This is a genomic window from Vreelandella xerophytica (assembly GCF_968048975.1).
In genome coordinates, this window is the sequence record NZ_OZ309106.1 from 1,080,458 (window position 1) to 1,100,296 (window position 19,839).

A 19,839-nucleotide genomic window follows, 5' to 3' on the forward strand; every position below is an offset into this window, starting at 1 on the left:
GGGGTGTCCAGAAGTACCTTGGTCGATGGGATTATTGGCTATTATGCGCTGAGGGGGGAGTGCTGTCTTGGTCATTATCGGCGTTATTGTGCAAGGGCTCCGGCGGGATGTCATCGGGAGTTTCCAGCGTAATGCGGCCCAGTTTTCCATCGCGCAGCTCGTGAAGCAGCACCTCCGCGCCACGGTGCAGATCCACCTCACCACCGGCGCGCAGCCCCCCGCGTCTGGCGGCAATCTCTTTAAGGATCGCGTGGCCGTCAAATCCCGCCAAAGCGAGAAAGTCCGGCCGTTTCGGGCCATCGGCGTCCACGTCCTGAGCCGTTTCGGGCGCTTCATAGGCGGGCAGGGCGCCAAGCTTGTAGCGCGCGCTGAGGGCCTCGGGGTAACGCTTGGCAAGCTCGGCACTGGCCACGATGGCCACATCGGTGTACTCGATGGCGGTATCGCGAATCGCGCCACTGGCAGCCAGCCGGTAGGCACTGGCCTGGTCCTCGATCTTGGGCCACAGCACGCCGGGCGTGTCGATCAGCGCCACGCGACCATCGATACGGACCTTCTGCTGGCGTTTGGTGACGGCGGGCTCGTTGCCGGTCTTGGCGATCTTGCGCCCGGCCAGACCGTTGATCAGAGTGGATTTGCCCACGTTGGGAATGCCCATCACCATCACGCGAACATCGCGGTCGGCGCGTACAGCACCCGCAAGCTCATGGCAAAGCTTGGGAATCTTCTTGAGCTCGCGGGTGTTGGTGGTGGTGATGGCCAACGCCCGGGTGGCGTCCTGGGCATCGAAAAAGGCCACCCACTCGGCGGTGCGTGCAGGATCTGCCAGATCCGCCCGGGAAAGAATCTTGAGCACCGGCTTGTGTCGGGTCAGCTCGGCCAGCATCGGATTGGCGCTGGAGTAGGGCAGGCGTGCATCGAGCACTTCGATGACCACGTCAATTTCCGGCAGCGCCTCCTTGATCTGGCGGCGGGCCTTGTTCATATGTCCGGGGAACCAGCCGAGCATGGGGATCTCCTACAAACGCAAAGGTGAGGCAAAAAAACGGGCTGTCATTCTAACAGAATGACAGCCCGGGGGTGCTGTGTCGGGCAGATCGAGCGTGCCTACTCGTTGGGATGAAACTCCAAGGAGACCGAATTGATACAGTAGCGAAGCCCGGTGGTCTCTCGGGGGCCGTCCGGGAAGACGTGGCCCAGGTGAGCATCACAATGAGAGCAGACCACTTCGGTACGCGTCATGCCATGGGTGGTATCATCATGCTCTTCCACACTATGGCTACCCAACGGCCGGTCAAAGCTTGGCCAGCCACAGCTTGCCTCGAACTTGTGTTCGTTTTCAAAAAGCGGCGCATGGCAGCACACGCAGTGATAGATACCCTGCTGGTCGCTTACCTGGTAGTCACCGGTGAACGGACGCTCGGTACCTTTTTCCCGCGTGACCCGGTACTGCTCGGCGCTCAGCTCGCTGCGCCACTGCTCTGGCGATTTATCGATTTTGGCCATGGGCGCCTCCCTTGATGGCGTATAAATGGTGAAAAGCCTTGCTCGTCAAACTGGCAAAGCCTTTGTCAGACCACCCTGAGTGGTATGAGTTTCAGTCTAGGCCATAAGCGCCGAGCCCCCAAGCAAGTCATCCAAGCAGGCTATACCACCAGGTGTACCCCGACGCCGACAGCAATACGGTCGTAGCGCCTGTGGGCCAGGCTTTAAAGTGCTGTAGAGACAAGAAAAGGTGTAAATCGAAAAGGCGTGGCTTGACATCAAAATACAGGCTGAGTATTATACGCGCCACCTCGACGAGGCAATGAAACGTCCCATTCGTCTAGTGGTCCAGGACACCGCCCTTTCACGGCGGTAACAGGGGTTCGAACCCCCTATGGGACGCCACTTCATCGTCAGGTGATCGGAGTGCGGGAATAGCTCAGTGGTAGAGCATCGCCTTGCCAAGGCGAGGGTCGAGAGTTCGAATCTCTTTTCCCGCTCCAGATACGTCCCATTCGTCTAGTGGTCCAGGACACCGCCCTTTCACGGCGGTAACAAGGGTTCGAACCCCTTATGGGACGCCACTCCGGTTGCAGGTATTGATAAGCGGGAATAGCTCAGTGGTAGAGCATCGCCTTGCCAAGGCGAGGGTCGAGAGTTCGAATCTCTTTTCCCGCTCCAATCAAATAGATGTTGATACGTCCCATTCGTCTAGTGGTCCAGGACACCGCCCTTTCACGGCGGTAACAAGGGTTCGAACCCCTTATGGGACGCCATCTAGAAAGCGTTTACGTTGCGGGAATAGCTCAGTGGTAGAGCATCGCCTTGCCAAGGCGAGGGTCGAGAGTTCGAATCTCTTTTCCCGCTCCATGTAAACCTCCTCCTGTTAGCCATCCTCCCTTGTTTATCCCCTAACTAAAGCGTTTCTATCTACCATCTTTGCGACGGCGTTTTGCTGTGCGTGTGATTTATGCACAGGTGGTTGATAGCTACCTACGCCCAGACGGTATGTCTGAGCGTAAGCGGTGATGCCTAGCTGAGCGTGAAGTGGTTGACGATGCCGTTGAGTGACTGGGAGCGCTGTTTCAGATCATGAGCGGAATGGGCCGTCTGCTGAACCATGGACGCATTGTCCTGAGTGGACTGATCCAGCTGGGCGATGGCCACGTTGACCTGCTCGATGCCTTGGGTCTGCTCATGGGTGGCCGCGGTGATGCCCGCAAACAGGTCGTTGATACGCTGAATCTGTTGGTCGATATGCTGCATGCGTTCCTTGGCCGTCGTGACCAGCGAGGCGCCGTTGTCCACTTGGGCATTGGAGGCGTTGATCAGCGTCTTGATTTCCTGGGCTGCACTTGCCGAGCGGTTGGCAAGCTGACGTACTTCCCCCGCCACCACGGCAAAGCCTCGGCCGTGCTCGCCGGCCCGTGCCGCTTCCACGGACGCGTTAAGCGCCAGAATGTTGGTCTGGAACGCGATGCTGTCGATCAACGTGACGATTTCAGAAATCTTGCTCGCCTCGCGGGTAATTTCCTGCATGGAGATCACGGCTTCGCTGATCGCTTGCTGGCCAATCTGAGAGGTTTCGCCTGCGTTGTGCACCAGCTCCTTGGCGTGCTCGACGTTCTCGGCATTCTGGCGAACGGTGGCGGTAACTTCTTCCATGCTGGCCGAGGTTTGTTGAAGGGCGGCGGCTTGCTGCTCGGTGCGGGAGGAGAGCTCCTGATTGCCTGCCGCAATGCCGGCAGAGTTATGATCCACTGCCGCGCTGGTCGTGTGAATTTCCTGCATGGCGGCGTGCAGCTTGTCGCGCATCTGCTGGATATCGTAAAGCAGGCTGTGGGTATCGCGGGCGTTCAGGGCGACCTGGGCGGTCAGATCGCCCTGAGCGATGCGCGCCACAACGCCTGCCGCATAATCCGGCTCGCCCCCCAGGCGGCGCAGGATCAGCGAGATCATGCCCCAGAACGCCAGCGTTACCAGTACCCCGGCCACCAGGCCTATCAGAATGGTCTTGGCCAGCTGGGTCATGATCGTCCGGTTGATGTCACCCATGAAGACGCCGCTGGATACGTATACATCCCAGGGGGCGTAAGCCTCGGTGTAGGTATGAACCTGAGGCGTGGCATCGTCACCACGGGGGAAGTTGGAGTAGTAGTCGGTAAAGCCGCTGCCCGAGCTGCGCGCGCTGTCCAGAATCGCTTGGAAGATCAGTGTGCCTTGTGGGTCGGTCACCTGAGAAAGATCCTGGCCAGGCGGGCGTTTGGGGTGGGCCAGCATGGTCAGATCGCCAGTGAACGCGAACAGGTAGTTGTCGCTTTTACCAAAGCGCATGTCACGAATGGCCTCAAAGGCCAGCGTCTTGGCTTCTTCCAGCGATATTTCATTTTGGCTTGCCCGCTCGTCGAAGTGGGCGATGGTCGATACCGCGATATTCACCGCCGTGACCATGCGCTGCTCGCGCTCTTCGTTGAGCAATGCTCGGCTCTGCAGGACGTTTACCGTCATCATGATGATGAGGATCAACCATAGAACCACCACGCCGATCCATCGTTGACGGCGCAGTGAGAGAGCGGCCAGGCCGCGTCTGGCGCTGGATGGTGGGCGTTCGGTAGTGGGCTGGGCGGCAAATGCAATAAGGGGTTGGGCAATCATGGTACTCATTATGTGTTTTTCTCGTTTTAAGTTGTGTATTCCCTTGCCTACTAAGCGATTTTTTATAGCGCAGCGGCATGTGCGTAATACTAAAGTATTAGTTGATCATACGCTCACACAATTTTCTTGTTTAATAAAAATTAGCGCTAAAAAAGTTAGCGCTTTAAGGAAATCGTCGTTCGCCACCTTGGGCTGATGGCTTGAAAAGGCGTCTCTACGCCCCGATATCGTTGCCTCTCATGTATTTTTTGTACCCCTATTTTGCTGACAGGACATCTTTATGGCCGAACCGGCATTGTCTATCCGTGGCCTTACCAAGGTGTACGGCAACGGTTTTCACGCTCTCAAGGGCATCAATCTCGATGTCCAGCAGGGCGATTTCTTTGCTCTGCTGGGTCCCAACGGGGCGGGTAAATCCACCACTCTGGGCGTTGTGTGCTCGTTGGTGCAGAAGTCTGAAGGTGAGGTGTCCATCTTTGGTATCGACATCGACCGTGACTTCGCCAAGGCCAAGTACCAGCTCGGCGTAGTGCCACAGGAGTTCAACTTCAACCAGTTCGAGAAAGTGCTGGATATCGTGATGGCGCAGGCGGGTTATTACGGCATGACCCGACGCGAGGCGCTGCCTCGGGCACAGCAGCTGCTGACGGATCTGGGCCTCTGGGACAAGCGTAACGGTAACGCGCGGATGCTCTCCGGTGGCATGAAACGGCGCTTGATGATTGCCCGTGCCTTGATGCACAGGCCCCGGCTCTTGATTCTCGACGAGCCGACTGCTGGCGTGGATATCGAACTTCGTCGCAGCATGTGGGAGTACATGCGCCGTATCAATCGCGATGAAGGCACCACCATTATCCTCACCACCCACTATCTGGAAGAGGCGGAGAGCCTTTGTCGCAATATCGCCATCATCAATAATGGCGAAATCGTGCGCGACACCAGCATTCGTGAGCTGCTGGCCGAACTCGATACCGAAACGTTTTTACTCGACCTTGCCGCGCCGGTTGAACGCGTTCCCGAAGTGGAGGGGTTCGAATTCCAGCAGATAGAGCCTTCTCAGCTTTCCGTGGCCATTCACCGCGGCCAGGAGCTCAATGCGGTATTCAACGGGCTCAGCGCCCAGGGCATCAGCGTGGTCTCGATGCGCAATCGCGCCAACCGGCTGGAAGAGATGTTTGTCTCCATGGTGGAAGGCGGTCAGCAATCGATCGATGAACAACGCGCCAAGGAGGCCCGCGCATGAATGCCACGCAAACCCTGATTGCGCTATGGACTCTGGTGGTCAAGGAGATCAAGCGCTTTACGCGTATCTGGCCGCAGACGCTGTTGCCGCCTTCCATCACCATGGCCATGTACTTCATCATCTTTGGCAATCTGATCGGCTCGCGCATCGGCGCTATGGACGGCTTCAACTACATGGACTTCATTGTTCCGGGGTTGATCATGATGTCGGTAATTACCAACAGCTATTCGAACGTGGCTTCAAGCTTCTTTTCCAACAAGTTTCAGCGTTCGATCGAGGAGATGATGGTGTCGCCCATGCCCAACTGGGTGATTCTCTCCGGCTTTGTTCTAGGGGGAATGGCCCGCGGGCTGGGCGTGGGGTTGATCGTGACGGTCGTCTCACTCTTTTTCACCCGGTTGACCGTCGAGCATCCGCTGCTGACCGTGCTGGTGGTGGTACTGACCTCGGCGCTGTTCTCCATTGGCGGGTTCATCAATGCGCTGCTGGCGAACAAGTTCGACGATATCTCGATCGTGCCGACCTTTATCCTCACGCCGCTGACCTACCTGGGCGGGGTGTTCTATTCCATCTCGATGCTGCCCGACATCTGGCAGAACATCTCCATGCTGAACCCGATTCTCTATATGGTGAACGTCTTCCGCTATGGCTTTCTGGGCGTGTCGGATATTCCCGTGGGGTGGGCATTGGCCGCCATCTTTGCATTTATCATCGTGCTGTTCGCCGCCGCTCTCATCATGCTGGAGCGTGGCCGCGGTATTCGCAGCTAATTCAAGGAATCTTTCATGGCATATCGGCCAGATACCCTGGAAAACGCGCCCCTGGGGCGCGATTCTGCCTATCCCGAGCGCTACGACGCCGGGCTGCTCTTTGCTATCCCGCGCGCCGCCAACCGGGCGCCCCTGGGCATCGATGAGACCGCGCTACCATTCATCGGCGAAGACGAGTGGCACGCCTTTGAAGTCTCCTGGCTCAACGCCCGTGGCAAGCCCGTGGTGGCAGTGGCCCGCTTCAAGCTACCGGCCAGTTCGCCCAACCTGATCGAGTCCAAGTCCTGGAAGCTCTATCTCAACAGCTTCAATCAGACGCGCTTTGAAAACCGTGCTGCGATGATCGACGTGCTGGAAAAGGACCTGGCGGCGGTGGCCAAGGCACCGGTAGGTGTCGAGCTTTTCGATGTGGACGACTGCGCGCTCACTCCCACACGCCTGCCCGGTGAGTGCCTGGATGATCTGGATATCACCGTCGATGATTATATCCCCAGCGCCGAGCACTTGAAGGCGGATGGCGAGATCATCGAGGAGACACTCTACTCGCATCTGCTCAAATCCAACTGTCCGGTGACCGGCCAGCCGGACTGGGGCAGCGTCATGATTCGCTACAAGGGCCCCAGAATCGATCGGGAAGGGCTCTTGCGCTACCTGATCGGTTTTCGCCAGCATCAGGATTTCCACGAGCACTGTGTCGAGCACATCTTCACCGATCTGATGGCGCACGCCGAGCCCACCGAGCTTCTGGTGCTGGCCCGCTACGTGCGCCGCGGTGGGCTGGATATCAGCCCCTGGCGGGCAACGCCGGGAATGGAGGCTCCGGGCTCACTGCGTCTGGCAAGACAGTGAAACATTGCGCTAAAGTGAAGCGCTAAGCCCACCAGGCCACCCAAGGATGTAAGTATGGACGCACTCACGCTTCTTCACGAGCGAAGCTCTATGGGTAAGCTTGTCGAACCCGCGCCAAGCCCCGAGCAGCTTGAAGCCCTCTACCAGGCTGCTCTTCGCGCGCCGGACCATAAAGAGCTTCGCCCCTGGCGATTCATCGAGTTCAGCGGAGAGGGGCGCGTGCGCCTGGGTGAGCTGTTTGCCGAGGCGGATTTCCAGGAAGACCCCAGCGCCACGGACGATACCCTGAACGCCGCACGCCAGAAACCGCTGCGCGCCCCGCTGGTGATTGCCGTCATTGCCAGGGTCACGCCGGATATCCCCAAGGTGCCCAAGATGGAGCAGGTGATTTCTGCAGGCTGCGCCGCCCACGGCATCTTGCTGGCAGCCCATGCGCTGGGGTTGGGAGCGATGTGGCGAAGCGGCAAGTACGCCTTCGACCCGGTCGTGCGCAAGGGACTAAGCCTTGAGGAGGACGACGAGGTCGTGGCGTTCATCTATCTGGGCACTCTGGGCGGTCGCCATAAACCCCTGGCCCGGCACAGTACCGAGACCTTCGTCGAGCACTGGAGCTGACCCTGGAGGAGGGCGCATGACGAGTACTCGCACGGCGGGTATTGCTTATCCACGCCTGCCGCTGCCTGCCCAGGACAAGGAGGACCTTCCCGCTTTCCAGCGCTGGTTGACCCAGGCGATCCCCATGGTCGAAGCCCTCGGTCTTGAACAGATGCATCAAAGCAACGGCCATCTGATCTGGGAGCTTGCGTTAACACCCTCGCTTAACGACAAGGGCACCGGCTTTGGCGGTGCCCTTGCTGCGCAGACCACGCTGCAAGGGTGGTGCTGGGTCACGCTCTGGCTGCGTCAACATGCGCTGGCTCGCGATGTCGTGGTCGCGGAAGCCTCCCAGCGCTTTCTCGCGCCGGTCACCGACGACTATCGCCTGGTGTGCAGGCCCAGCGACCCCCAGGGCCCGGCAGCGCTGCTGGCACGGCTTGAAGCCCGTGGCAAGGGGCGTATTGCGTTGGTGCAGGAGCTTTACTGCCACGATGTGCTTTGCCTTCAAGCCAGCGGCAGCTACGCGGTTTTGGCGTAAATGCGGAAAAGACTTGCCATTTAACGCCTTACCCCATAGAATACGCGCCGTTCTGTCGGGAAAGGCAACGCCTCCCCCGGGAGCGAAAAATGCGGAGGGGTGTCCGAGTGGTCGAAGGAGCACGCCTGGAAAGTGTGTAAGTCGAAAGGCTTCGAGGGTTCGAATCCCTCCCCCTCCGCCACCGAATTGAAAAAAGCCCGCTGAGTGATCAGCGGGCTTTTTTATTGCCTGGTGGTTTACCCCGCGCTTCACGCCGTACTGAGCGGGGCGAAACGGTTGAACGAGCCATTTCGACAAGAAAAGATGAGAGTTTTGGTCTTTTGAAAAGCTGCGCGTGCTACTTTATCACTGCTTGGATAACGAGGCCCTGGCGTGGCGATTCCACTTCCCAAACCATTCTCTTCGATCGACCGCTCCGGCTGGCGCTGGCTTCAGTACCTGGGGGGGGTATTGATGGTTGTCCTGCTGCTGATGCACAAGGCAGGATGGGCCACGTTCCCGGTGCTGGAGCGCCTGGAGTGGCAGGCGTATGACCTCAAGGTGCGCGGTACGCTGAGCGAGCAGCGCGACCCCTCGTTGGCGATTATCGATATAGATGAGCGAAGCCTGTATGAAATTGGCCAATGGCCATGGCCAAGAGCCACCGTCGCTGATCTGATAGAAACGCTATTCACCCGGTATGAGGCGCAGCTGCTCGGGGTTGACGTGGTGTTTGCCGAGCCAGAGCAACCATTCTGGCAGCAGCATTGGGCACGGCTCGCCCAGCAATATCCCCAATTGAACGAGGCGACGCCACCCGTGGACGGTGACCGGCAATTGGCGGGGGCTTTATCGAATCACCCCGTCGTGCTGGGCTACTATTTCCAAGCACACCGTCAGCCTCAAGACCCGCCCTCCATTGGTCAGTTGCCCATGCCTGCCCAATTCGCAGGGCCGGGGTCTCTTCCTTTTCCCGAACCCGAGCGTTACACCGCGAACCTGTCGGTGCTGCAGCAAAGCGCGTGGGGTGCAGGGTTTTTCGATAACCCCCGTGTCGACGAGGACGGTGTTTTCCGCCGTGTTCCCATGCTGCAGCGCTGGGAAGGAGAGCTTTATCCAGGCCTCCCCCTGGCGATGCTTCTATCGCTACTGGGCGAGCCGCCAATCATCCCCGTGATCGGAGAGGGCGGCGGCGTGGCTCAGCTGGAGGCATTCAACGTAGGGGGGTTCGAGATTCCCGTGGATGAGACGGGCGCCGCGCTGGTGCCCTGGTACGGGCCGCGAGGCCACTTCGATTATATTTCCGCGGCGGATGTCCTGGCAGAGCGTATCGAGCCCGACGCGCTGGCGGGAAAAACCCTGATCCTGGGCGCCTCCGCCCCCGGCCTGATGGACTTGAGATCGACACCCGTCGGCGCTGTCTATCCGGGCCCTGAGATCAACCTGAGTCTTCTGGCGGGCATGCTTCATCAGAGTATCCGGGCGCAACCACCCTGGGTGGTGGGCTTTGATCTGGTAAACCTGAGCGTTCTTGGCCTGCTCATGGTGCTGATTTACCCTCGCCTGAATGCGCCGTTATTGCTGCTGGCAAGTGCCGGCCTGCTCGCTATGGTGCTAGCCACCAACCTGTGGGCCTGGTATCAGGGAATGGTGTTGCCCCTTGCAAGCGTACTTGTCTTGCTGGCAGGACAGATGCTTTGGCATCTGACGATGAATTTCCTTCGTGAGACACACCAGAAACGGTGGGTAGCCGAGCGCTTTGGACAGTACATTCCACCGCAATTGGTCGAGGATATGGTCGAAAGCGGCGAAAGCTTTGGCCTGGAAGGGGAAGAGCGTGAGCTGACGGTACTGTTTTCCGACGTGCGGGACTTTACCGCCTTTGCCGAGACCATTCAGCCGTCTGAATTGACGCAAGTGATGAACCGTTTATTGACCCCGCTGACCGGCGCTATCCACCACCATCAAGGCACCATCGACAAGTACATGGGCGATGCCATCATGGCTTTCTGGGGGGCGCCGCTTCGCGACCCGCTACATGCCGACCATGCGATCGAGGCCGCTCTCGCCATGTTGAAGGCGCTGGAAGCTGTCAATGACGAATTTATCGGCGAAGGCAAGCCCGCCCTGGCAATGGGGGTAGGGTTGAGTACCGGGCCCATGAATGTGGGCAATATGGGGTCCAGTTTCCGTATGGCCTATACCGTCATGGGCGATAACGTGAACCTCGGCTCTCGCCTGGAAGGGTTGACCAAGACCTATGGCGTGAGCCTGATCGTCAGCGAGGCCACCGCCGATCAGGCGCCGCAGTGGTGCTACCGGCGCCTGGACAAGGTATGCGTCAAAGGGCGCCTGGCACCTTTGTGGATTCTTGAGCCACTGGGACGACGACAGGCCCTTTCACGCGAGTTGCTCGCTTGGCAGGCTGCTTTCGAAGAAGCATTGGAAAAATACCAGGCGGCGGATTTTGAATCTGCCGCGCGGGCGTTTCGTGCACTGGATCAAGACGATGTGCCAACACGCATGTATCTGGCGCGTATCGAGCATTTCAAGTCCGAGCCGCCATCACCGGGATGGGATGGCGTCTGGACGCATACGGAAAAATAGCGCTTTTATGGTTTCAAGGTTACCGGACCTGGCGAATGAAGATACCGGCACCGCTATAGTCACCGGTCCGGTCGCCCCACGCTTCGATCAGACCCATGACGGCAGCGGCCTCCTCGCCGACATAGAGACCGTTGAACTCCCCTTCTTCAAAGCAGTTGTTTCCGTTGCATAGCTCATGAGTCAGCTCGATCTCATCCAGGGAGAACGAGTCAGACCGGTCACGACCTACCAGCGCGCCGAAATCCTCAAGAAGGATCTCGATCCGCACACCTTCCCTGTTGGAGAGCACAATAGAGCTCTCGGGCAGGATGGGAATGATCTCGCCATCCTCCTCGGGTATCAAGCCGGTACCGTCGACCCAGTTGAACGTCACGCCTGCGTCGAGCTGGTCACGCAGCGCGTTCAAGGCAAGATCGCTGAGTGAATCGCTCAAGGAGTCGGAGATTTCATCGGAAGCCGTAATAAAGACCATGGATTCCTCCAGCACTCCCTCGTCCTCTATCGAAGTGGGTATCTGTGTGCCGCTCTTCCAGTAGCCCCAGACGACTTCGCCCGGGCCGATGGAGTAAGCGCCTTGAACATCTGGGGCAACTTCCAGTTCGTAGAAATCCTCGATATCGGATTCCGCAGCCTCGTTCAATAGCGAATTGTCCCCGGTGGGCTCGGTGGCCAGCCAGTCCCTAAAGGTGGTACCACCACCGCCTGTGTCAGACGGCGGCGGTGTCTCCTGAGTATTGCCCGGATTACCGTAGGCATTACCCTGGTTGCCGTTGCCGTTGCCGTTGCCGTTGCCGTTGCCGTTGCCGTTGCCGTTGCCGTTGCCGTTGCCGTTGCCGTTGCCGTTGCCGTTGCCGTTGCCGTTGCCCCAGTTGCCCCAGTTGCCCCAGCTACCGTTGCCGCCACTTTGGTTGTCGCTGTCCTGGTCCTCGTTACCGCTGTCCGGAGTTTCCTCAGGGGTATCTTGGCCCTCGTCAGGATTACTCGGGGTCTCAGCATTGTCGCCGGCGTTTCCGTCGGCATCGCTTGGGCTACCTGTGTTGCTGTCCAGGCTTTCGTCGGGGATATCCGGGGTCTCATCCGAATTCCCCGGGCTTTCATTGCTGTCGCTCAGGTCTTCGTCAAGGGGTGTTTCATTGGGAGTGTCTTGGGGGGCATCAAAAGGAGGTGGGCTCCCAGCGCCGTCATTCGGGCTTTCATTGCTGTCGCCCGGGCTCTCATCGATCGGGGGCTCGCTGGGAACATCCTGGGGGCCGTTGGAATCGGTTGGGTTATCGGCGCCGTTACCCGGGCTTTCATTGCTGTTGCCCGGGCTCTCATCGATCGGGGGCTCGCTGGGAGCATCCTGGGGGCCGCTGGAATTGGTGGGTGTCTCGGCGCCGACGCTCGGATTACCTGCGTTGCTGTTCTGACTTCCAGCGGGAATGTCTGGGCGCCGGTCGGGATTGCTCGGGTTCCCGGTGCTGTTGTTTGGGCTGCGGTTGGCGTTACCTGGATTACCCGGGTTTCGATTGCTATTGCCCAGATTTTCGTTGGGAGCGTTCTGGCGCTCGCCAGGGCTGGCTGGGGCAGCAGAGCCGTTGCCTGGGCTCCTGTTACCGTTGTTCGGGGTTTCGTTGGGAACATCCCGGCGCCCGCCAAGACTGTCTGGATTCCCGGCGATAACGCCTGGATTGGCGTTGCCCCGGCCTCGGGCTTCTTCATCAGTGTCCTGGCGCCCGTCAAGGCTGCCGAGGCTCCCATTGCTGTTGCCTGGGTTGGTGCTGGCGTTGCCCGAATTCGCGTCAGGAGCACTTTGACGCCCATTGAGGGTATCCGGGTTTCCAACGCTGCTGTCTGTATTCTCATTGCTGGCGGCGCGATTCGCATGTTCCTGGATGCCGCCGTTCTCGGCGAGCGCTTCCGGGACCCTGGTGGCTGGCCGGCGCAGCTGAGATTCGCTGCGAACGTTGCTGGCCGTGCTCTGTATTGACCCGCTATCGGTCAGTGGCGTCAATACAGCACTTTCGAAAAAGGTATCGACAGCGGGCGCACTGTCATTGCTGGGGGGCGTTTCATTGGAAGGGCCGGCTGGCTCATCCCGGGCTTCCGGGGAGCTATCATCGTTTTGTGCAACGCCTGTATTGCTGGAGGAGGCCTCCTCTGTGGAATCTGTACCCTGGGGCATATTCCTGTCGAGCTGTTCAAAGATGCCGATACCGCCGGGAACCAGCTGCGGCGCGGCGTCCAGTGACGGGGTGAAAAAGACCTGGCCTGGACGTATAAGGGTGTCGCCTGCGTTAGTCGACATGGCCAGCATACCGCTTTCCACATAGAAGTAACTGCCTGTGTCGACCCCGGGCAGCGAAGCGCTGCCTCCATCCGGCACGTGTAGAATCTGAAAGCTGGTGCCGCGTATGCCAATGGTAGCGACAGGGGTCTTGTGTATGACGTTTTGAGGAGCGTTCTTGCCAATGGCGCCGGTAATCGAGCGCAGCCCCCCACGAATCAATTCTCCCTGTTGCGTCGAATTGCCAGGCACCTGTTCGTCGAGCACATAGCGTTCCAGAACGTAGGAGCTATCGGGGCGAATCGCCTTGGTGCCACCGTCGCTATAACGCAGCTGGAGTGTGCTGGCTTGCGCTGTATGAAAGGTATCACCGGCGAAGAAATCATCGCCCCGCTCGGCGGGTAACCGCACCCCGTCGCGCTCGATAGTGGCCGTTCCATGTACGAACATTACCCGCCCTGCGGGCGTATCGGCGAAAGTAGGGAAAGGCATCAGCGCTAAACTGCCCAGACCGATCCGTGTAAAGCGAGCCAATGGGCGTTTATGAAAACAGGCCATGTCAATCTCCATTAGAAGAGGTAGCGAAGCGCTAACTGTGCCTGATAGCGGCGCGTGTCAAAGAAGTCGATGGTTGAGCGCCGGTATTCAGCTTCGGAGCTGGCCTCCAGCAACAAGTTGTTGTCGAACTGATGAAGCCAGGCGAGCCGTGCTTGCCATATGCGGTCGCGGCGGGTGGTCGCTGAAAAATCGTTATAAGGCGCGAACCCCTGCTCCTGGTAGGTACGAGTGCGATGGTTGAGGCTGGCGCGAATGAGATGGTGGTCCCCGAGGGGGTAATCGACAAGCGTTCCCAGCAGCAGGGAAATGAGATCGCCACCATCTCGGTGTTCGCTGGCCCACTCACGTTCGAGCTGCGCATTCCAGCGAGCGCGCAAGGCCGTATAGCTGGTTTCCAGCTGTACCCCCAGACTCGCCGCGTCGTAATCATTGTCGGCGGCGTTGAAGCGGTTATGCTGAGCATCGAGCTGCCAGGTGAGGTCGCTGTCCAGCCCGATGGGATGGCTCAGATCCACCCCGCTACCCCAGCGGGTCAGCAAGTGATGCTGGTTATTTCCACTCCAACCCAGCAGGGCGCTACCCTTTAAAGTGACCGTACGCTGTGGCGCCAGATCGCGCTGATAGCCTAGCTGCGCCTGGGCCAGCGTGAGATCGTACTCTTGGGCCGACTCTTTTGTATAACGCTGGGCCTGGCCGGTCGTGCCGATACGCCAGCGAGAGCGCGCGTCGATGGGGACGGTTCCCTGGTAGCTGCCTTGTAGCCGCTGATAGGCGCTGGCGTCACGACTGAAGAGCCGTTCTTCCAGGCTGGCCGACCCGTCCTCGGGCTCCCAGCCGCTCTCGATCAGTCTTTCGGCTTGCCGTCGCAGTTCAGGGTGCAGAGGATCCAGGGCGATTTCATTGGGAAACCGTTGAGGATTACTGTCGTAACCGATCTCCACGCCCAGCAGGCCTCGATGCTTCGGGGCGCTTTGCGCCTGACGTGCTTGGTTGATCGATGCCTGTAGCCGTGTAATGGCGGCTTGCGCATCAGAAGGCGGAGAAAGCGCTTGCAACTGGGCGATGTCACGCTCGGCCGTTACGTACTGACCGAGCTGAACGAGTGCCGCTACGCGCTCCAGCCGGGCGCCGGCGTGGTTGGGCTGGCGCAGGATCGCACGGTCGAGTGCCATCAGGGCGTGGCTCGACTCGCCGGCGCGAAGAGCGGCAACGCCCAGCCAGTAATCGAATTCGGGTATGCCACTGTACTCGAGTTCCACGGCTCGTAGTTGCTCGTAGGCTGACTGGGGAGCCTGCTGTGACAACAGGATTTTTGCGCTCGCCAGTTCGGTCTGACTAGCCTTCACGGGAGAGGCGAACCCCAGATAGATCACGGCACCTGCCAGCAATGGCAGCGCTGTCGAGAGGCTGAACGGTTTCATGCAGGGAGCGTCCAGTTCAGCGTAGGGGGCAGATGGTGGCCGAGCTCCGCCGTGATTTTCTCTCGCAGCTTGGGTTTCAGGTGGGTAATGCAGAGCGTCTCGGGGAGCGTGTCCAGCGCGTTTAGAAGAGTGGTGAGTCGGCGGGGGGTGAGGTGATACCCGGCATTGGCCAGTTCGTCCAGGTCATTGCTCAAGGCGCATTCGATGACCAGACGCTTCAGCGGCCCCAGGCGGTTAAGTGAAGCGATGGTATCGTCGCTTAGCCCGGTATCGCCGCAGATCGCCATTTGATGATGGCCGTCACTGATACAGTAACCGCAGGTCGGCACCCCATGGAACAGCGGAAAAGGCGTCACTTCGAAGGTATTGTCCGCTTCGTGGGGCAAGGTGAATGGCTGCCACAAGGTAACAGGAACGAAATCGAGAACCGGCGCTTCACACGAAGGCAGCTGGGTAAAATCAGGCCAGATCTGCTCGTTGAATATGTGCCGCTTGAGAATCTGTAATACCTCCGGCAGGGCATAGACCCTCAATGTGCGTGCCTGGTCGGTCAGCGCCTTGAACTGCATATCGACCAAAAGGGGGAGGCTGGCGATATGGTCGAGGTGAGCGTGAGTCAGCAGGACGCTGTTGAGCGACATCAGTTCGGGGGGGCTGAGTCTCTGGGTGCCCGTGCCTGCATCAATGAGTGTATGGGGAGGTAAATGGAAAGCGCTGGTGCCCTGTATCGACTCCAATCCACCACTGGCACCGAGTGTCTTTATCTGCATGAAATTCGGGTTCTTCTTTTAATGTTCGTTTTGTTGATCGATTGGCGCGAAGGCTTGCAACCCAGGCAGAGCGGCAATATCGATTTCGTCTATCTGGTAGGCCTGCAAATGCTCCTGTGCATAATCCAGGTACACTCCTTCCTCGACAAACACCGCGAATAGTTCAGCATCGAGATGTTGATCCTGCACCATATGCCCCATGATGGTCAGGGTTTCAGACAGTTTCAGCGGTGCCTTGTAAGGCCGGTCGGGAGCGGTAAGTGCTTCGAAAACATCGGCGATTCCCAGTATTCTCGCCGGCAGGGAAAGCTGTTCACGGGTCAGTCCTTTTGGATAACCGGTCCCGTCCATCCGCTCGTGATGGCCACCCGCGTACTCGGGAACGCGTTGCAGATGTTTTGGAAAAGGCAGCTCGTTGAGCATATCGAGCGTGGCGTTGACGTGTCCTTCTATGACCTTGCGTTCTTCTTGGTTGAGAGTACCGCTGCGAATACAAAGGTTATTCAGCTCGTCGTCAGTCAATAGCGGCTGTGGCTGGCCATCGCTGTCTTCCCATGTTTGCCGTGCAATTGCCTGAAGCTTGGCAATGTCCGCATCTGTCATACGTGCCCCATCCTTGTTCGAGCGGCGTATCAGAGCCAGGTCGTCCTGCAGCGCTGAGCGCTCGTCGGCAAAGGCGGCGCACTGTGCTTGTGTTAAGGTCCTGCCATTGCGGTAAGCCTCGAATTCGGCACGCAGCTGGGCTGTATGGGTAGCTTGCAGTCTGGCTGCAAAGCGCGCCTCGATCGTGGGAAGCCGGTCAAAGAGCCCTTCAAGCTTTGTCGACTTTTCCATGACGTGGTGGGGGATGACGATTTTCCCGCAATCGTGCAGCCAGGCGGCGGTCTTGATTTCGTACCGATCCTCATCTGTCAGGATGAAACTTTCGAGCTCGGGACGTTGCGAACGATGTGCCGCCTCTGCAAGCAGCAAGGTGGCATCGGGCATTCGGCGGCAGTGGGCGCCGGTATGAGCGGACTTGGCATCGATGGCGGTGGCGATCATGCGAACGAAGCTATCGAAGAGCGCCTGCATTTCATCGACCAGGCGCTGATTGGTAATAGCGACCGCGGCCTGGGAAGCAAGGGACTCTGCAATATGCTGATCAGCCAGGCTAAAGGTACCGTTCAGGCCATGCTCAGTACGTTTGTTCAAAAGCTGCAAGACCGCAACGGTATCGCCCTGATGGTTATGCATTGGTACGGTGAGAAACGCACGTGAGCGATATCCCGTAGCCTGATCGATTTTACTGGTCCCGGAGAAATCGAAGCCTGTTGCCGTATAAGCATCCTCGATATTCACCGTACAGTCGTTCAGGACGGTGTAAGCCACCACTAGCTGCTGGTTGGGGGAGCCATCGGCCTTGTAAAGGTCGATCGTGGGAAACTGCTTGCCTACAGGGGTGTGAAGCCCCCCCAGATGAATATTCAGGGTATCGTTTTGAACGATTGCAAAAGAGAGCTGCTGTTTTGACTCATCGACTGTATAGAGCGTGCCCGCATCTGCCGAGGTCAGTTTTCGTGCGCTGGTAAGAAGATTTTCAAGCAAGGCGCCCAGATTACGTTCGCTCGAAAGGGCGATCCCGATCTCATTGAGCTGACGGATACGGGTCATGTCGTTTTTTTGAGGTGCGTGGCTCATGGCGGCTCAAATATTAATTTACTCATTATATGACCGGTTTATCTGATTAATAAAGTACTACTTGTAAAGTTGAAACTATTGGGTGGTTGTGAAATTTTTTGTAATTTAGTATTGCTGCCTGCCGTTTATAATTTATTGATTTTTGTTAATAAAGCGGTATCACACCTGGCATTATTGCTTGATCTCCGACCGACCAGGCTTTTGATAGCTTGTTGACGTTTTCCAGATAACTTTATCCAGATAACTTTTTTCAGATATTTCTTCTCGATGACTTTCCTTGGGCACTTTTCACCAGCGCTAGGCAGATAGCTCGGGTCATGACTCTTTCCCGCCTGCAGAAGATAAGCGTTGATCCAAGGCTGTCTGACGGGCATGAATAAGATTCTTTGCTATGCTTGGGGGTGTCTGTAATACGGCGCCTATAAGGTGGCGTGTTCAGGCAACAGGAAGCACATGCCCTGATAGCGATAGGGCTAATCCATGGATGAAAGAGGTACCAATGGCCAATTTTCAGCGTATCAACATGAGTCTGGATCATTACACCTGGAGCGATATTGCTGCCAATGACCCCCGCGTCAGCCAAGAGCCCGAAGAAGCCACCTCATTTGACCCCAAAGAGGGTGAGGAAGTGCTGTATATGCTGAACACCGTACTGTCAGCCTCGGCGCCCATCACTGCGCTTCACAAGGGCGAGGCGCTCGTTCATGAAAAGCTGCCGGCGGATGCGCGGGATCAACTGACCGTCAAGAAGTGGTTGGACGAGCACCTTTAAAGGCGTCTGTTCAACGGCCTGCCGAAAAAAAACCGCCATCTTCACGATGGCGGTTTTTTAGTTCAATGATGGAGATTACCTTACATCGTTACCCAGTGCCGCCAAGCGTTCGGAACTCAAGGCGATGTCATCGTTTTTATTGACGCCGATACCTTGGTCGATAATGCCCTGGGCGATACTCTTGGCATCATCCAGCGAGTGCATGACGTAGGTGCCGCACTGATACTCATTGAGTTCAGGGATCTCGTCCATGCGGTTGAGCTTGAGCACATCGTGCATGGCGGCAAGCCAGGCCTCGCTTACCTTCTCTTCCGAGGGGCTGCCCAGCAGGCTCATGTAAAAGCCGGTACGACAACCCATGGGAGAGATGTCGATAATCTCGACGCTGTCGCTGTTCAGGTGGTTACGCATGAACCCGGCAAACAGGTGTTCCAGCGTGTGAATGCCTTTTTCGCCCATCATCTCTTCATTGGGCTTGTTGAAGCGCAGATCGAACACGGTAATGGTATCGCCGGAGGGGGAGTTCATGGTCTTGGCGACCCGAACCGCCGGCGCATTCATGATGGTGTGATCCACGGTGAAACTATCCAGTAAAGGCATGGTGGCTCCTTGTTCAGTCGTTGAAGGGCGGTTAAGCCGCTGCGCGTGTTGTCGCACCAATCGCGAACAGATGTAGAACGTCTCTCGCGTGAGGCGACCTGAAGCGGTGGCGGGGGCCTCTGCAAGAGGCCGCATCTACAAGAAACAGTGTCTACAAAAGACCGTGTCTAGAAGGGGAGCACACCGCTAAAGCCGATACCCAACACGGCAATGAGGACAATGATGACAACGATTACGGTAGTAGATGGCATCTTCTTTCCCTGATATGTAAGTTAAGTGCCTTTCAGGATAGTGCAAAGCGCTGGATTGCGCACGGCTTCAAAGCGCTGGTGCTAAAGACAAAAAAGCCCGGAGACGGTAGCCTCCAGGCTTTTATGGGCAGCTGAAATAGATCAGCGAATATCTAGATGGTCATGCAATCTAGCCGCACTGGCAATTGTGGCCACAGCCGCTTGTACCATCGGTATGGCCGACGGCGCAGGACTGGGAACAGAAAAGCTGGCCGTTTTTCTCGATTGCTTGAGCACCTACCGCGCAATCACACTTGGGGCATGCACACTGTTGATCAGACATGACGTACCTCCTTGATGGACATTCAAAGCGTAGTACCCAGATGAGGTGTTATGTAATTGCTTTTTGATGCGGGCTCAAAAAGAAGACACGTCATGAAGCAAGTCTACCGACGGTACGGCATACGACAGATACGAAAAAGCACCCTTTGCAAGGGTGCTTTTTCGTTGCCTCTCAATTACCTTCCCTGTGTTTTACCTGCTCGTCCTGAGCTTCTCATTTCCTTGAGACTTGAACGCTCCATCCTGAGCTTGCTTCGTCCTTGAAACCTAAGTACTCATCCTGAGTACGTTCTTTCCTTGTATAGTATCGTTCATCCTGAACGAGCCATCCTTTGCGAAGCGGTTTCCTTGCCGCGAACACTACAGACTATAGAACATAGTTAAGGGGTGTACAAGATAAAATTGTATTTTTATTGTACCTGACTAGTACCAAAGTGATTCTGGTAGAGGAATTTAAAGCGCTGTCCAAGCTTGAGA

The 19,839-nt window shown here is 57.6% G+C and carries 17 protein-coding genes and 7 tRNA genes; 14 read left to right on the forward strand and 10 right to left on the reverse strand.

Features of this window, described 5'->3' with window-relative positions; translation table 11 throughout:
- Positions 1-31 precede the first annotated feature (31 nt).
- Together ylqF and msrB are read right to left on the reverse strand one after the other, a co-directional pair.
- On the reverse strand, positions 32-1,009 hold the full coding sequence (ylqF, locus tag ACWF8S_RS05130; protein WP_447555773.1) for a ribosome biogenesis GTPase YlqF: 978 nt from the start codon (positions 1,007-1,009) through the stop codon (positions 32-34).
- Between the two features lie 98 nt (positions 1,010-1,107).
- Positions 1,108-1,506 (reverse strand): peptide-methionine (R)-S-oxide reductase MsrB, encoded by a 399-nt coding sequence (gene msrB / locus ACWF8S_RS05135; protein ID WP_447555775.1) that lies wholly within the window; start codon positions 1,504-1,506, stop codon positions 1,108-1,110.
- A gap of 308 nt (positions 1,507-1,814) precedes the next feature.
- Between msrB and ACWF8S_RS05140 the strand changes: the two genes are divergently transcribed.
- From ACWF8S_RS05140 to ACWF8S_RS05165, 6 genes are all read left to right on the forward strand, one after another.
- Positions 1,815-1,890 (forward strand) — tRNA-Glu (locus ACWF8S_RS05140).
- A gap of 23 nt (positions 1,891-1,913) precedes the next feature.
- Positions 1,914-1,988 (forward strand) — tRNA-Gly (locus ACWF8S_RS05145).
- Positions 1,989-1,993: 5 nt separating this feature from the next.
- A tRNA-Glu gene (locus tag ACWF8S_RS05150) sits at positions 1,994-2,069 on the forward strand.
- A 22-nt stretch (positions 2,070-2,091) separates the two neighbouring features.
- Positions 2,092-2,166, forward strand: a tRNA-Gly gene (locus ACWF8S_RS05155).
- A 19-nt stretch (positions 2,167-2,185) separates the two neighbouring features.
- Positions 2,186-2,261 (forward strand) — tRNA-Glu (locus ACWF8S_RS05160).
- 19 nt (positions 2,262-2,280) lie between these two features.
- A tRNA-Gly gene (locus ACWF8S_RS05165) sits at positions 2,281-2,355 on the forward strand.
- 162 nt (positions 2,356-2,517) lie between these two features.
- Here the strand turns inward: ACWF8S_RS05165 and ACWF8S_RS05170 are convergent.
- Positions 2,518-4,140 carry a methyl-accepting chemotaxis protein gene (locus ACWF8S_RS05170; RefSeq protein ID WP_447555776.1) on the reverse strand — a complete coding sequence of 541 codons (1,623 nt, stop codon included), beginning with the start codon at positions 4,138-4,140 and terminating at the stop codon, positions 2,518-2,520.
- 280 nt (positions 4,141-4,420) lie between these two features.
- Here ACWF8S_RS05170 and ACWF8S_RS05175 point away from each other — a divergent pair, with 280 nt between their 5' ends.
- From ACWF8S_RS05175 to ACWF8S_RS05205, 7 genes are all read left to right on the forward strand, one after another.
- Positions 4,421-5,383 carry an ABC transporter ATP-binding protein gene (locus ACWF8S_RS05175; protein WP_447555777.1) on the forward strand — a complete coding sequence of 321 codons (963 nt, stop codon included), beginning with the start codon at positions 4,421-4,423 and terminating at the stop codon, positions 5,381-5,383.
- Positions 5,380-6,153 carry an ABC transporter permease gene (locus ACWF8S_RS05180; protein WP_447555778.1) on the forward strand — a complete coding sequence of 258 codons (774 nt, stop codon included), beginning with the start codon at positions 5,380-5,382 and terminating at the stop codon, positions 6,151-6,153. The genes ACWF8S_RS05175 and ACWF8S_RS05180 overlap by 4 nt, the downstream gene beginning before the upstream one ends.
- A gap of 15 nt (positions 6,154-6,168) precedes the next feature.
- On the forward strand, positions 6,169-7,002 hold the full coding sequence (queF, locus tag ACWF8S_RS05185) for an NADPH-dependent 7-cyano-7-deazaguanine reductase QueF (protein WP_447555779.1): 834 nt from the start codon (positions 6,169-6,171) through the stop codon (positions 7,000-7,002).
- Between the two features lie 54 nt (positions 7,003-7,056).
- Entirely contained in the window at positions 7,057-7,617 is a 561-nt protein-coding gene (locus ACWF8S_RS05190) for a nitroreductase family protein (protein ID WP_447555780.1), read from the forward strand.
- Positions 7,618-7,633: 16 nt separating this feature from the next.
- Positions 7,634-8,137 (forward strand): YiiD C-terminal domain-containing protein, encoded by a 504-nt coding sequence (locus ACWF8S_RS05195; RefSeq protein ID WP_447555781.1) that lies wholly within the window; start codon positions 7,634-7,636, stop codon positions 8,135-8,137.
- Positions 8,138-8,230: 93 nt separating this feature from the next.
- A tRNA-Ser gene (locus ACWF8S_RS05200) sits at positions 8,231-8,318 on the forward strand.
- Positions 8,319-8,509: 191 nt separating this feature from the next.
- Positions 8,510-10,723, forward strand: a complete 2,214-nt coding sequence (locus ACWF8S_RS05205) for a CHASE2 domain-containing protein (RefSeq protein WP_447555782.1) — start codon at positions 8,510-8,512, stop codon at positions 10,721-10,723.
- 19 nt (positions 10,724-10,742) lie between these two features.
- Here the strand turns inward: ACWF8S_RS05205 and ACWF8S_RS05210 are convergent, their stop codons facing one another.
- The 5 genes from ACWF8S_RS05210 to ACWF8S_RS05230 all read right to left on the reverse strand — a co-directional run bounded on the left by ACWF8S_RS05210 (position 10,743) and on the right by ACWF8S_RS05230 (position 17,792).
- Complete coding sequence (locus tag ACWF8S_RS05210; RefSeq protein WP_447555783.1) at positions 10,743-13,547, reverse strand: hypothetical protein; 2,805 nt, start codon at positions 13,545-13,547, stop codon at positions 10,743-10,745.
- Between the two features lie 11 nt (positions 13,548-13,558).
- Positions 13,559-14,968 carry a tetratricopeptide repeat protein gene (locus ACWF8S_RS05215; RefSeq protein WP_447555784.1) on the reverse strand — a complete coding sequence of 470 codons (1,410 nt, stop codon included), beginning with the start codon at positions 14,966-14,968 and terminating at the stop codon, positions 13,559-13,561.
- Positions 14,965-15,738 (reverse strand): 3',5'-cyclic-nucleotide phosphodiesterase, encoded by a 774-nt coding sequence (locus ACWF8S_RS05220; RefSeq protein WP_447555785.1) that lies wholly within the window; start codon positions 15,736-15,738, stop codon positions 14,965-14,967. The genes ACWF8S_RS05215 and ACWF8S_RS05220 overlap by 4 nt, the downstream gene beginning before the upstream one ends.
- Positions 15,739-15,756: 18 nt before the next feature.
- Positions 15,757-17,418: a GAF and HD-GYP domain-containing protein gene (locus ACWF8S_RS05225; protein WP_447555786.1), complete on the reverse strand. Its 1,662-nt coding sequence runs from the start codon at positions 17,416-17,418 to the stop codon at positions 15,757-15,759.
- Between the two features lie 125 nt (positions 17,419-17,543).
- Positions 17,544-17,792 (reverse strand): hypothetical protein, encoded by a 249-nt coding sequence (locus ACWF8S_RS05230; RefSeq protein WP_447555787.1) that lies wholly within the window; start codon positions 17,790-17,792, stop codon positions 17,544-17,546.
- 125 nt (positions 17,793-17,917) lie between these two features.
- Here ACWF8S_RS05230 and ACWF8S_RS05235 point away from each other — a divergent pair, with 125 nt between their 5' ends.
- Positions 17,918-18,190, forward strand: coding sequence for a hypothetical protein (locus ACWF8S_RS05235; RefSeq protein WP_447555788.1), 273 nt, complete (start codon positions 17,918-17,920; stop codon positions 18,188-18,190).
- Positions 18,191-18,265: 75 nt separating this feature from the next.
- Here the strand turns inward: ACWF8S_RS05235 and luxS are convergent, their stop codons facing one another.
- Together luxS and ACWF8S_RS05245 are read right to left on the reverse strand one after the other, a co-directional pair.
- The gene (gene luxS / locus ACWF8S_RS05240; protein ID WP_447555789.1) at positions 18,266-18,790 is read right to left on the reverse strand and encodes an S-ribosylhomocysteine lyase; all 525 of its coding nucleotides are present in this window, start codon (positions 18,788-18,790) and stop codon (positions 18,266-18,268) included.
- Positions 18,791-19,210: 420 nt separating this feature from the next.
- A complete protein-coding gene (locus tag ACWF8S_RS05245; RefSeq protein WP_447555790.1) occupies positions 19,211-19,363 on the reverse strand; it encodes a metallothionein in 153 nt (50 codons plus the stop codon).
- Positions 19,364-19,839: the final 476 nt, after the last annotated feature.

What these genes read in the sequence shown, in the direction of transcription:
- ylqF (WP_447555773.1), bottom strand. Translation starts at nt 1,009, where the DNA reads ATGCTCGGCTGGTTCCCCGGACATATGAACAAGGCCCGCCGCCAGATC.
- msrB (WP_447555775.1), bottom strand. Translation starts at nt 1,506, where the DNA reads ATGGCCAAAATCGATAAATCGCCAGAGCAGTGGCGCAGCGAGCTGAGC.
- ACWF8S_RS05170 (WP_447555776.1), bottom strand. Translation starts at nt 4,140, where the DNA reads ATGATTGCCCAACCCCTTATTGCATTTGCCGCCCAGCCCACTACCGAA.
- ACWF8S_RS05175 (WP_447555777.1), top strand. Translation starts at nt 4,421, where the DNA reads ATGGCCGAACCGGCATTGTCTATCCGTGGCCTTACCAAGGTGTACGGC.
- ACWF8S_RS05180 (WP_447555778.1), top strand. Translation starts at nt 5,380, where the DNA reads ATGAATGCCACGCAAACCCTGATTGCGCTATGGACTCTGGTGGTCAAG.
- queF (WP_447555779.1), top strand. Translation starts at nt 6,169, where the DNA reads ATGGCATATCGGCCAGATACCCTGGAAAACGCGCCCCTGGGGCGCGAT.
- ACWF8S_RS05190 (WP_447555780.1), top strand. Translation starts at nt 7,057, where the DNA reads ATGGACGCACTCACGCTTCTTCACGAGCGAAGCTCTATGGGTAAGCTT.
- ACWF8S_RS05195 (WP_447555781.1), top strand. Translation starts at nt 7,634, where the DNA reads ATGACGAGTACTCGCACGGCGGGTATTGCTTATCCACGCCTGCCGCTG.
- ACWF8S_RS05210 (WP_447555783.1), bottom strand. Translation starts at nt 13,547, where the DNA reads ATGGCCTGTTTTCATAAACGCCCATTGGCTCGCTTTACACGGATCGGT.
- ACWF8S_RS05215 (WP_447555784.1), bottom strand. Translation starts at nt 14,968, where the DNA reads ATGAAACCGTTCAGCCTCTCGACAGCGCTGCCATTGCTGGCAGGTGCC.
- ACWF8S_RS05220 (WP_447555785.1), bottom strand. Translation starts at nt 15,738, where the DNA reads ATGCAGATAAAGACACTCGGTGCCAGTGGTGGATTGGAGTCGATACAG.
- ACWF8S_RS05225 (WP_447555786.1), bottom strand. Translation starts at nt 17,418, where the DNA reads ATGAGCCACGCACCTCAAAAAAACGACATGACCCGTATCCGTCAGCTC.
- ACWF8S_RS05230 (WP_447555787.1), bottom strand. Translation starts at nt 17,792, where the DNA reads ATGCCCGTCAGACAGCCTTGGATCAACGCTTATCTTCTGCAGGCGGGA.
- ACWF8S_RS05235 (WP_447555788.1), top strand. Translation starts at nt 17,918, where the DNA reads ATGGCCAATTTTCAGCGTATCAACATGAGTCTGGATCATTACACCTGG.
- luxS (WP_447555789.1), bottom strand. Translation starts at nt 18,790, where the DNA reads ATGCCTTTACTGGATAGTTTCACCGTGGATCACACCATCATGAATGCG.
- ACWF8S_RS05245 (WP_447555790.1), bottom strand. Translation starts at nt 19,363, where the DNA reads ATGTCTGATCAACAGTGTGCATGCCCCAAGTGTGATTGCGCGGTAGGT.